This is a genomic window from Bisbaumannia salifodinae, assembly GCF_055388505.1.
In genome coordinates this window covers 2,451,618-2,463,430 of record NZ_AP043781.1, presented here as the reverse complement: position 1 = coordinate 2,463,430, position 11,813 = coordinate 2,451,618, and the positions used below count along the sequence as shown (strand labels likewise).

12 protein-coding genes are annotated in these 11,813 nt (G+C 68.3%); all 12 read left to right on the top strand.

The features are described from left to right. The first annotated feature begins 87 nt into the window (after nucleotides 1-87). The 12 genes from ACZ5EF_RS11540 (at nucleotide 88) to ureC (ending at nucleotide 11,793) form a co-directional block, all read left to right on the top strand. Nucleotides 88-1,917, top strand: coding sequence for an acyl-CoA dehydrogenase C-terminal domain-containing protein (locus ACZ5EF_RS11540; RefSeq protein WP_346064210.1), 1,830 nt, complete (start codon nucleotides 88-90; stop codon nucleotides 1,915-1,917). Next, complete coding sequence (locus ACZ5EF_RS11535; protein WP_346064211.1) at nucleotides 1,917-2,069, top strand: hypothetical protein; 153 nt, start codon at nucleotides 1,917-1,919, stop codon at nucleotides 2,067-2,069. Before ACZ5EF_RS11540 ends, ACZ5EF_RS11535 begins: the two co-directional genes overlap by 1 nt. Before the next feature lie 182 nt (nucleotides 2,070-2,251). After that, a complete protein-coding gene (locus ACZ5EF_RS11530) occupies nucleotides 2,252-2,395 on the top strand; it encodes a hypothetical protein (protein ID WP_346064212.1) in 144 nt (47 codons plus the stop codon). Between the two features lie 70 nt (nucleotides 2,396-2,465). Beyond that, nucleotides 2,466-3,803 carry an urea ABC transporter substrate-binding protein gene (gene urtA / locus ACZ5EF_RS11525; protein ID WP_346064213.1) on the top strand — a complete coding sequence of 446 codons (1,338 nt, stop codon included), beginning with the start codon at nucleotides 2,466-2,468 and terminating at the stop codon, nucleotides 3,801-3,803. A gap of 227 nt (nucleotides 3,804-4,030) precedes the next feature. After that, nucleotides 4,031-5,584 (top strand): urea ABC transporter permease subunit UrtB, encoded by a 1,554-nt coding sequence (gene urtB, locus ACZ5EF_RS11520; RefSeq protein WP_379730140.1) that lies wholly within the window; start codon nucleotides 4,031-4,033, stop codon nucleotides 5,582-5,584. Between the two features lie 6 nt (nucleotides 5,585-5,590). Continuing rightward, nucleotides 5,591-6,721, top strand: coding sequence for an urea ABC transporter permease subunit UrtC (gene urtC / locus ACZ5EF_RS11515; protein WP_346064215.1), 1,131 nt, complete (start codon nucleotides 5,591-5,593; stop codon nucleotides 6,719-6,721). After that, nucleotides 6,718-7,551, top strand: coding sequence for an urea ABC transporter ATP-binding protein UrtD (urtD, locus tag ACZ5EF_RS11510; protein ID WP_346064216.1), 834 nt, complete (start codon nucleotides 6,718-6,720; stop codon nucleotides 7,549-7,551). Before urtC ends, urtD begins: the two co-directional genes overlap by 4 nt. Beyond that, entirely contained in the window at nucleotides 7,551-8,249 is a 699-nt protein-coding gene (gene urtE, locus ACZ5EF_RS11505) for an urea ABC transporter ATP-binding subunit UrtE (protein WP_346064217.1), read from the top strand. The genes urtD and urtE overlap by 1 nt, the downstream gene beginning before the upstream one ends. 240 nt (nucleotides 8,250-8,489) lie before the next feature. Then, nucleotides 8,490-9,377 (top strand): urease accessory protein UreD, encoded by an 888-nt coding sequence (locus tag ACZ5EF_RS11500; protein WP_346064218.1) that lies wholly within the window; start codon nucleotides 8,490-8,492, stop codon nucleotides 9,375-9,377. A 19-nt stretch (nucleotides 9,378-9,396) separates the two neighbouring features. After that, nucleotides 9,397-9,699 (top strand): urease subunit gamma, encoded by a 303-nt coding sequence (locus ACZ5EF_RS11495; RefSeq protein ID WP_346064219.1) that lies wholly within the window; start codon nucleotides 9,397-9,399, stop codon nucleotides 9,697-9,699. A gap of 10 nt (nucleotides 9,700-9,709) precedes the next feature. Next, nucleotides 9,710-10,081: an urease subunit beta gene (locus ACZ5EF_RS11490; RefSeq protein WP_346064220.1), complete on the top strand. Its 372-nt coding sequence runs from the start codon at nucleotides 9,710-9,712 to the stop codon at nucleotides 10,079-10,081. Further along, nucleotides 10,078-11,793, top strand: a complete 1,716-nt coding sequence (ureC, locus tag ACZ5EF_RS11485) for an urease subunit alpha (RefSeq protein WP_346064221.1) — start codon at nucleotides 10,078-10,080, stop codon at nucleotides 11,791-11,793. Before ACZ5EF_RS11490 ends, ureC begins: the two co-directional genes overlap by 4 nt. Nucleotides 11,794-11,813: the final 20 nt, after the last annotated feature.

Here is an 11,813-nt window from a genome sequence, read left to right as displayed (position 1 = left end):
GGTATGACAGTGGCGGGCAGGGGCGTTATGATTAAAACAAGTGTTTAATTCGTGAGCCGCTCTCGATCACAGCCCAAGGAGAATCCCATGGCCAGCTACCGCGCCCCGCTTCGCGATATGCGCTTTATCCTCAACGAGGTCTTCCAGGCGCCCGAGACCTGGGCCGCCATGCCCGCCACCCAGGCCCTGGATGCGGACCTGGCCGAGGCGATCCTCGAGGAGGGCGCCCGGGTCACCGGCGCCGAGCTCTTTCCCCTCAACCAGAGCGGCGATGCCGAGGGCTGTCGCTTCGAAGGCGGCGAGGTGCGGACCCCGACGGGCTTCCAGGCCGCCTTCGCGACCCTGGCCGAGGGGGGCTGGTTCGGCCTGGGCGGCAACCCGGAGCATGATGGCCAGGGCATGCCCAAGCAGCTCACCGTGGCCTTCGAGGAGATGCTCTACGCCACCAATACCGGCTTCGCCCTCTATCCGGCGCTGAACAGCGGCGCCACCCTGCTGCTCGACAGCCACGCCGATGCGGCCACCAAGGCGCGCTACCTGCCGAAGATGCATGCCGGCCAGTGGCTGGGCACCATGTGCCTCACCGAGCCCCACTGCGGCACCGACCTGGGGCTGATCAATACCCGCGCCGAACCCCTGCCAGCCCCTGGCGACGCAGCCCCGGGCGAGCAACGCTACGCCATCACCGGCACCAAGATCTGGATCACCGGCGGCGAGCACGACCTGGCCGAGAATATCGTCCACCTGGTGCTGGCCAAGCTGCCGGACGCCCCGGCGGGCTCCCGGGGGATCTCGCTGTTCCTGGTGCCCAAGTTCAGGGTCGACGCGCGGGGCGAGCTCGGCGAGCGCAACGCCCTGAGCTGCGGCGGCCTGGAGCACAAGATGGGCATCAAGGGCAGCGCCACCTGCGTGATGAACTTCGACGGCGCCGAGGGCATCCTGATCGGCGAGCCCCACCAGGGCCTGGCCGCCATGTTCACCATGATGAACTACGAGCGCCTCTCCATCGGCATCCAGGGCCTGGGCCTCGGCGAGGTGGCCTACCAGAGCGCCATGGACTTCGCCCGGGAGCGCCGTCAGAGCCGCGCCCCGAGCGGGCCCGCCGAGCCCGAGGCCGCCGCCGATCCCATCCTGGTGCATCCCGACGTGCGCCGCATGGCCTTGGAGGCCCGGGCCTGGAACGAGGGCGGGCGGGCCTTCACCGCCTTCGTCGCCGGCCAGCTCGACCTGGCCAAGTTCCACCCCGAGGCGGCGGTGCGCGACCAGGCCGATGAGATGGTGGCGCTGCTGACCCCGGTGGCCAAGGCCTTCCTCACCGATCGCGGCTTCGAGGCCACGGTGACCGCCCAGCAGCTCTATGGCGGCAACGGCTACTGCGTGGAGTGGGGCGCCGAGCAGTATGTGCGCGACGCGCGCATCGCCATGATCTACGAGGGCACCAACGGCATCCAGGCCATGGACCTGGTGGGGCGCAAGCTGGCCCGCAACCGCGGCGCCTACCTGGCGCGCTTCGCCGCGGCGATGCGCGCCGATCTGGCCGAGGGGGGTGACGCCGAGATCGCCGACTTCCGCGACGCCGCCATCCAGGCCCTGGCCCGCCTGGAGGCGGTGAGCGATGGCCTGCTGGCGCGCGGCGCCGCGGATCCCGACGAGCTGGGTGCCGCCGCCACCGACGTCCTGGAGCTGTTGGGCCTGGTGGCCTACGCCTGGATGTGGTGGAAGATGGCCCGGGCCGCCCGTCACGGCCTGGCCGCGGATGGCCCCGGCGGCGAGGCCTTCTATCGTGCCAAGCTGGCGGTGGGGCGCTACTTCCTTAGCCGCCAGTTGCCCAAGGCGCTGAGCCTGGAGGCGCGGATCCAGGGTGGCGCCGAGCCGCTGATGGGCCTGGACGAGGAGGCCTTCTACCCTGTCGATTGATGCGAGACCTGCCAGGAGCGCCCCGATGGGCCGGCCCTTTATTCGGCCTTAGCCGCCAGCTGCCCAAGGCGCTGAGCCTGGAGGCGCGGATCCAGGGCGGTGCCGAGCCGCTGATGGGCCTGGCCGAGGAGGCCTTCTACCCGGTCGATTGATTCACCGACAACCTCCATAAAGTACGAGAAAGGGCGCCCCAAATGGGGCGCCCTTTCTCGTGCCCGGTGCAGGCCTGGCCACTCCCGCCCGGGATTGGTGCAGGCCGCGCCTCGGCCATGTCCCCTCATGGGGCGAATGCCACGCCCCCGGGCGGCCTGGGGGGCGGGGGAAGGCCGGCAATATGATGAATATCAACGAATTTTCTAGCCAAAGAGTGCTGTGGCGCGGCTTATGCAACGACCTGGTCTGCCAGATCACCCTGCATGGGCTGCACGAAGCCCGCGGCCGGCGTGCCGGGGAGGAAATGGTGTGGGGAACGCCATGACCCCGCGCTACGACAGCCAAGCGCAGGCCCATGGTCTGTCGACAACACCTATGACCCTCAGGAGAGTCCCATGACCCCGAGTCACAACAACAAGATCCTGGCCGCTTCGGTCCTGGCCCTGTCGATCGCGGGCGCGAGTGTCGCCCAGGCCCAGGCCCAGGACGCGGACCCCATCCGGGTCGGCATCCTGCATTCGCTGTCCGGCACCATGGCGATCAGCGAATCGACCCTCAAGGACACCGTGGAGATGCTGATCGAGCAGCAGAATGCCGAGGGCGGCCTGCTGGGCCGGCCCCTCGAGGCGGTGGTGGTGGATCCGGCCTCCAACTGGCCGCTGTTCGCCGAGCGGGCCCGGGAGCTGCTCGCCCAGGAGGAGGTCGACGTGATCTTCGGCAACTGGACCTCGGTATCGCGCAAGGCGGTGCTACCGGTGGTGGAAGAGCTCAACGGCCTGCTCTTCTACCCGGTGCAATACGAGGGCGAGGAGTCCTCGGAGAACGTCTTCTACACCGGGGCTGCGCCCAATCAGCAGGCGATTCCCGCCGTCGACTACCTGATCGATGAGGTGGGCATCGAGCGCTTCGTCCTGCTCGGCACCGACTATGTCTACCCGCGCACCACCAATCGCATCCTCGAGGCCTACCTCCAGGAGGAGCATGGCGTGGCCGAGGAGGACATCCTGGTCGACTACACCCCCTTCGGCCACTCCGACTGGCAGAACATCGTCGCCGAGGTGCGCCGCTTCGGCGCCGAAGGCAAGCCCACGGCGGTCATCTCCACCATCAACGGCGATGCCAACGTGCCCTTCTACCGTGAGCTCGCCAACCAGGGCGTCGATGCCGCCGACATCCCGGTGATCGCCTTCTCGGTGGGCGAGCAGGAGCTCTCCGGCATCGATACCGGCCCGCTGGTCGGTCACCTGGCCGCCTGGAACTACTTCATGAGCGTCGACAGCGACGCCAACTATGACTTCATCGATGCCTGGATCGACTGGACCGGCGACGAGGAGGCGGTCACCAACGACCCCATGGAGGCCCACTATATCGGCTTCAATATGTGGGCCGAGGCGGTGCGCAAGGCCGGCACCACCGACGTCGACGCCGTCAAGGACGCCATCATCGGCGTCACCGTGCCCAACCTCTCCGGCGGCTATGCGGCGATGATGCCCAACCACCACATCACCAAGCCGGTGTTGATTGGCGAGGTGCAGGACAACGGCCAGTTCGACATCGTCTGGCAGACCCCGTCCAGCGTGGCCGGCGACGCCTGGTCCGACTACCTGCCCGGCTCCCGGGACCTGATCGGCGATTGGCGCGCCCCGCTGCGCTGCGGCAACTTCAACGTGGCCAATGGCAGCTGCGGCGGCAGCAACGCCGCCGCCGAGGCCGAGGTGGCGCTGGCCGAGTGAGTCCCGGGAGCCCGTCGGATTTGACCGATCGTCCCGGATCAGCGTCGGGTCCGACGGGCTCCATCCCCCGCCGCAGGTCCGGCGGGGGAGCACGCCTGCCGATGATTCCGACTACCGAGGAAAGCCCGATGAGCAATGTCCCCCGGCCGCGGCCGGTCGAGGCAAGGTGTGGCGCGGCCAGCGGCCCGGTCCGCCGCGCCTTGCTGCTTCTGCTGTTATGCCTGCTGATGCTACCCATGGGCGCCCAGGCCCAGGGCGAGCGGGAGGCCGAGGCCATCGCCCTGCTGGAGGCCCTTGACGTGCGCGCCTATGCCGACAAGGCCCACGCCATCGAGGCCATCGTCGGCAACGGCGACCCCCGCGCCCGGGACTGGCTCCAGGCGTTGCTCGATGGCCGCCTGCAGCGCACCGAGGCGGGGCGTTTCGTGGTGGTGCTCGACAACCGCGGCCGCGACTGGCCGGTGGCGGATGCCCTGACCGGCGAGCCGCTGGGCGAGATATCGCGCCGTGACCTGGAGCGTCTCGGCATCAACAATGCCCTGCGCAACCAGCTGCGCAGCGCCATCGCCGTGGTCGATCTGCATTCTCCCGACCTCGACCAGCGGCGCGCCTCCGCCGAGCGCCTGCTCGGCGAGGTGGATGCCGAGCTGGCCGCGCCCCTGGCTGCGGTGATCGAGGCCGAAACGGATAGCGGGGTACGCCGGCGGCTGGTCCAGGCCCTGGCGGTGTATCGCCTGGAGCAGGGCGAGGTGGCCGCCGTGGCCGATCTCGAAGGCAGCCTGCATCCGCGGGTGCGCGTGGCACTCAGCCGTGCCGCCGGCGGCGATGATCCGGCACTCGCCGCGGCGGCCGGTAGCGCGTTGAACGCCATCGAGCAGCTGCTCAAGGTCAATCGCGCGGTGGAGACCCTCTACTTCGGCCTGTCGCTGGGCTCGGTGCTGGTGCTGGCGGCGATCGGCCTGGCCATCACCTTCGGGGTGATGGGGGTGATCAACATGGCCCACGGCGAGCTGATCATGCTCGGCGCCTACACCACCTGGGCCATGCAGCAGCTGCTCCCCGGCCAGCCCGGCCTGGCGCTGCTCCTGGCGATTCCCGCCGGCTTCCTGGTGGCGGCGCTGGCGGGCGTGGCCATCGAGCGCGGGGTCATCCAGTTCCTCAAGGGGCGGCCGCTGGAGACCCTGCTGGCCACCTTCGGCATCAGCCTGATCCTCCAGCAATTGGTGCGCACCGTCATCTCGCCGCTCAACCGCAGCGTGGTGACCCCGGAGTGGATGAGTGGCTCCATCGCCATCAACGATGCCCTGTCGCTGACCCTCAACCGCCTCTATGTGCTCGGCTTCGCCCTGCTGGTGTTCGCCGCCCTGATGCTGATCATGCGCCGCAGCCGGCTCGGGCTCGAGGTGCGCGCCGTGACCCAGAACCGCGCCATGGCGCGGGCCATGGGGATCCGCGCCACCCGCGTCGATATCCTCACCTTCGCCCTGGGCTCCGGGGTGGCGGGGCTCGCCGGGGTGGCGCTCTCCCAGCTCACCAACGTGGGGCCCAATCTGGGCCAGAACTACATCATCGACTCCTTCATGGTGGTGGTACTCGGTGGGGTGGGGAACCTCTGGGGCACCCTGGTGGCGGGCCTCTCCCTGGGCGTCATCAACCAGGTGCTGGAGCCCTGGGCGGGCGCCGTCCTGGCCAAGATCATCGTGCTGGTGTTGATCATCCTGTTTATCCAGAAACGCCCCCGCGGACTCTTCCCGCAGCAGGGCCGGGCGGCGGAGGGCTAACCGATCATGTGGCTGACACGACCCTTCAACGAGCGCTCGACGCGGCGCTTCCTCGGCGTGCTGCTGGGGGCCCTGGTGCTGGTCACGGTGCTGCACGTCGCCGTGCCCCAGGGACACCCGCTGCATATCAATGCGTATACCGTTAACTTGTTCGGCAAGTACCTGAGCTATGCCCTGCTGGCGGTGGCGGTGGACCTGGTGTGGGGCTATCTCGGCATCCTCAGCCTGGGCCATGGCGCCTTCTTCGCCCTCGGCGGCTATGCCATGGGCATGTACCTGATGCGCCAGATCGGCGACCGCGGGGTCTACGGGCACCCGGAGCTGCCGGATTTCATGGTGTTCCTCGACTGGCAGAGCCTGCCCTGGTACTGGGCCGGTTTCGACATGGCCTGGTTCGCCTTCCCGATGGTGCTGCTGGCGCCGGGGGCCCTGGCCCTGGTGTTCGGCTTCCTGGCCTTCCGCTCCCGGGTCACCGGGGTCTACCTGTCGATCATCACCCAGGCGCTGACCTTCGCCCTGATGCTGGCCTTCTTCCGCAACGAGATGGGCTTCGGCGGCAACAACGGCCTTACCGACTTCCGCGAGATCCTCGGCTTCAACCTGAGAAGCGACGCCACTCGCCTGGGCCTGTTTATCGCCAGCGGCGTGGCGCTGGCCCTGGGCTATGTGCTGTGTCGGGCCATCGTCGGCAGCAAGCTCGGCCGGGTCTGCGTGGCCACCCGCGACGCCGAGGCGCGCACCCGCTTCCTCGGCTACCGGGTCGAGCGGGTGCAGCTGTTCGTCTTCGTGGTCTCGGCGATGCTCGCCGGCCTGGCCGGCGCCCTCTATGTGCCCCAGGTGGGGATCATCAACCCCAGCGAATTCTCGCCGCTGTTCTCCATCGAGATCGTGCTCTGGGTGGCACTCGGCGGTCGGGCGACCCTCTACGGCGCGGTGATCGGGGCCATCCTGGTCAACTATGCCAAGACGGTGTTCACCGGGGTGATGCCCGACGCCTGGCTGTTCGCCCTCGGCGGGCTCTTCGTGCTGGTGACGGTCCTGCTGCCCAGGGGCGTGGCGGGGCTGCTCGCCTATCGCGTCCAGGGCCGGCGTCGCCAGCATGACGAGGGAACGACCGGCAAGGAGGTCTCCGCATGAACCTGCTGCAACAACTGGTCGATCGCGATCGCGTCTTCGATTTCCTGGTCCCCGCCGCCTCCCCGGTAGATGTGCGCCACGGTCCCATCCTCTACCTGGAGGACGTCACCGTGAGCTTCGATGGTTTCAAGGCGATCAACGACCTCAACCTGACCATCGACGACGGGGAATTGCGCTGCATCATCGGCCCCAATGGCGCCGGCAAGACCACCATGATGGACATCATCACCGGCAAGACCCGCCCCGACCATGGCTCGGTGTGGTTCGGCAGCCGCCACGACCTGCTGACCCTGAATGAGCCGGAGATCGCCAGCCTCGGCATCGGCCGCAAGTTCCAGAAGCCCACGGTGTTCGAGGCGCTGTCCGTGTTCGAGAACCTGGAACTGGCGATGGCCGCCGACAAACGCATCCTGCCGACCCTCACCGCCCGCCTGAGCGGCGAGGGGCGCGAGCGCATCGACGAGGTGCTGGCCACCATCGGCCTCGGCGAGTTGCGCCAGCGGCCCGCGGGGATCCTCTCCCATGGCCAGAAGCAGTGGCTGGAGATCGGCATGCTGCTGATGCAGCGGCCGCGCCTGCTGCTGGTGGACGAGCCGGTGGCCGGCATGACCGAGCAGGAGATGGAGCGCACCGCCGAGCTGTTGACGGGGCTCGCCGGCCAGCAGTCGGTGGTGGTGGTGGAGCACGATATGGGCTTCGTGCGCTCCATCGCCCGCACCGTGACGGTGCTGCACCAGGGCAGCGTGCTGGCGGAGGGAAGCATGGATCAGGTGTCCAGCGACCCCAGGGTCATCGAGGTCTACTTGGGTGCCGAGGAGGAGATCGCCTGATGCTCGAGATCGACCAGTTGAACCAGTACTACGGCGAGAGTCACACCCTCTGGGACCTGGACCTGACGGTGCCGGCGGGGCAGTGCACCTGCGTGATGGGCCGCAACGGCGTCGGCAAGACCACCCTGATGAAGGCGATCATGGGCGAGGTGGCCGTGGCCTCCGGCAGCCTCCGCTACGCCGATGACGTGGAACTGGCCCGCCAGCGCGTCGAGGCGCGCTCGCGACTGGGCATCGGCTATGTGCCCCAGGGCCGGCAGATCTTCCCGCTGCTGACGGTGGAGGAGAACCTGCGCACCGGCCTGGCCGCTCGCGGCGACGGCCGCCGCACCATTCCCCAGCGCGCCTACGAGCTGTTTCCGGTGCTCGAGGAGATGCGCCACCGCCGCGGTGGCGACCTCTCCGGGGGCCAGCAGCAGCAACTGGCCATCGGCCGCGCCCTGGTGATCGAGCCCCGCCTGCTGATCCTCGATGAGCCGGGGGAGGGCATCCAGCCCAATATCGTCACCCTGATCGGCGAGGTGATCCGCCGGCTGATCACCGAGGATGACCTGACGGTGCTGCTGGTGGAGCAGAAGCTGCCCTTCGCCCGCAAGTATGCCGACCGCTTCGTGATCCTGGATCGTGGCCGCCCGGTGGCCAAGGGCGGCATCGAGGAGCTCTCCGAGGCCTTGATCAAGGAGCATCTGAGCGTCTAATCGCCGCCTCGAGTGAGCCGAGCCGGGGCCTTGCACCCTGACGGTGCCTGGTAGTGATTTACGCACTCTTGTGGTGCCCAGCGCGCCCCGTGGTGGCCTTTCTATGGTGCGCTTCGGCTCCTGGATACGTCGAGGTATACAATATAACCATTTGATTTGTATATTAAAAATAATAAATTCACCAAACTGGTACGAGGCTTGCTGAAGAGCTGTGAATGCCAGCCAACAGGACGCTCGCCGATGACGGCCACCCCGCCAGTCACCCCGCCAGGCCTCGACTCCGGTCACCGCTTCGATGCCCGCCGCCGCTGGGCAGCGTCGCTGGCGCTCGGCTTCGCGGCGCGCCAGGGGGCCACGCGGATGGTCAGGGCGCGTCACCAGGGACCGCTGCGGGTCCAGCGTCCCTTCTATCCGGAGGGGCGGGATGAAGCCTGCCATGTCTATCTGCTGCACCCCCCCGGCGGGCTGGTCAGCGGCGATGCCCTGACCATCCAGGCAGAGGTCGGGGCGGGGGCCCGGGCGCTGCTGACCACGCCGGCGGCCAACAAGCTCTACCGGGCCGATAGCCATGGCGTGGCCTGGCGGCAACATACCGAGCTCGAGGTGGCCGATGGCGGCGTCCTCGAATGGCTGCCCCAAGAGACGATCGCCTTCGATGGCTCCTGGGGCGAGCAGGTCACCACCGTCGAACTCTCCGGAAACGCCCGCTGCCTGGGCTGGGAAGTGCTGGCGCTGGGGCGTCCGGCGAGCCGCCTGCCCTATGTCAGCGGGCGCATCGAGCAGCGCTTCGCCCTGCGCCGCGACGGCCGGCCGCTATGGCTGGAGCGCCAGCCGCTGGACCCCCGGCATCCGCGCTTTCGCGGGCGCTGGGGGCAGGGCGGTGCCAGCGTCCAGGCGACCCTCTGGGCGGTGGGGCTGGATGCGGCGATTGAGGCGATCGAGGCGCTGCGCGAGGCCCTGCCGGCCAGCCCCCGCTGGGCGGTGACGCTGCGCCACGGGGTGCTGCTGCTGCGCTACCTGGGCCAGGAGCGCAACGAGGCCTGGACGCTCTGCGAGGCCGCCTGGCGAGTGTTGCGCCCACGGTTAGTCGGCCGCGAGGCGCAGCCGCCACGAATCTGGTTTACCTGACATCTGCCTGGAGAGGCCCATGGAACTCACCCCCAGAGACAAAGACAAGCTGATGCTCTTCCTGGCCGCCCAACTGGCCGAGCGGCGCCGCGCCCGCGGCTTGAAGCTCAACTATCCCGAGGCGGTGGCGCTGATCAGTTTCGAGATATTGGAAGGCGCCCGGGACGGGCGCACGGTGGCGGAGCTGATGAGCCATGGCCGCGAGATCCTGAGCCGTGACGAGGTCATGGAGGGGGTGGCGGAGATGGTCGACGAGGTGCAGGTGGAGGCCACCTTCCCCGACGGCACCAAGCTGGTCACGGTCCACGACCCCATCGTCTAAGGAGATGGCCATGATTCCTGGTGAATACCAGTTGCAGGACGCCGAGCTCGCACTCTGCCCGGGGCGCGAGCGGCTCGCCCTCGAGGTCGCCAATACCGGCGATCGACCGATCCAGGTCGGCTCCCACTACCACTTCGCCGAGGCCAATCCGGCGCTGGTCTTCGATCGCGTGAAGGCGCGTGGCTATCGCCTCGACGTGGCCGCCGGCACGGCGATTCGCTTCGAGCCGGGGCAGACCCGCCGGGTGACGCTGATTCCCTTCGTCGGCCGCCGCCATATCTATGGCTTCCGCGGCGAGGTGATGGGTGCGCTCTCTACCGCGCCCGCCGATGCGCGAACCCCGTCTGCTTCCGACCCCGATGGCAAAGGAGGGAAATCATGACGTCTCCCAATACCATCAGCCGCCGGGCCTATGCGGATATGTACGGCCCCACGGTGGGCGACCGGGTGCGCCTGGGCGATACCGAGCTATGGATCGAGGTGGAGCGCGACGCCACCCACTACGGCGAGGAGGTGAAGTTCGGCGGCGGCAAGGTGATCCGCGATGGCATGGGTCAGAGCCAGCGCCATGACGATGCCGTGATGGACACCGTGATCACCAATGCCCTGATCCTCGACTGGTGGGGCATCGTCAAGGCCGACGTGGGGCTCCAGGGCGGGCGTATCGCGGCCATCGGCAAGGCCGGTAACCCGGATACCCAGCCCGATGTGGAGATCGTGATCGGCCCGGGCACCGAGATCATCGCCGGCGAGGGCAAGATCCTCACCGCCGGCGGCATCGACGCCCATATCCACTTCATCTGCCCCCAGCAGGTGGAGGAGGCGCTGATGAGCGGCATCACCACCATGCTGGGCGGCGGCACCGGGCCGGCCACGGGGTCGAATGCCACCACCTGCACCCCGGGAGCCTGGCACCTGGGCAAGATGCTCCAGGCCGTCGACGACCTGCCCATGAATATCGGTTTCCTCGGCAAGGGCAACGCCAGCCTGCCGGAGGCCCTGGAGGCCCAGCTCGAGGCCGGGGCCATGGGCCTCAAGCTCCACGAGGACTGGGGCACCACCCCGGCCTCCATCGACAACTGCCTTAGCGTCGCCGAGCGCTATGACGTCCAGATCGCCATCCACACCGACACCCTCAACGAGTCGGGCTTCGTGGAGGATACCCTGGCGGCCTTCAAGGAGCGCGGCATCCACACCTACCACACCGAGGGGGCCGGCGGCGGCCATGCGCCGGATATCCTCACCGCCTGCGCCAAGCCCTATGTGTTGCCGTCCTCCACCAACCCGACCCGGCCCTATACGGTCAACACCATCGATGAGCACCTGGACATGCTGATGGTGTGCCACCACCTGGACCCCAATATTCCCGAGGACGTGGCCTTCGCCGACTCGCGGATCCGCCGCGAGACCATCGCCGCCGAGGACATCCTCCAGGACCTGGGGGTGATCTCGATGATCGCCTCCGACTCCCAGGCCATGGGCCGGGTCGGCGAGGTGGTGTGCCGCACCTGGCAGACCGCCCACAAGATGAGGGTGCAGCGCGGCCTGCTGCCGGAGGATAAGGCGCTCGGCGCCGACAACTTCCGCGCCCGGCGCTATATCGCCAAGTACACCATCAACCCGGCGATCACCCACGGCATCGCTCACGAGGTGGGTTCCATCGAGGTGGGCAAGCTCGCCGACCTGGTGCTGTGGAGCCCGGCCTTCTTCGGCGTCAAGCCGGCGCTGATCCTCAAGGCGGGGATGATCGCCGCCGCTCCCATGGGCGACCCCAATGCGTCGATTCCCACGCCCCAGCCGGTGCACTACCGGCCGATGTTCGGCGCCTTCGGCCGCGCCGCCAGCCAGACCCGAGTCAGCTTCGTCAGCCAGGCGGCGCTGGATGCCGGCATCAAGGAGCGGCTGGGACTGGCGAGCCGGCTGGTGGCCTGCCGCGATGTCAGGGGGGTAAGGAAAGGGGATATGAAGCTTAACGACACCTGCCCGGAGCTTAGCGTCGACCCCCAGACCTACGAGGTGCGTTGCGACGGCGAGTTGTTGACCTGCGAGCCGGCGACAGAATTGCCGCTGGCTCAGCGCTATCACCTGTTTTAAGCGGAAGCGGAATATCGACA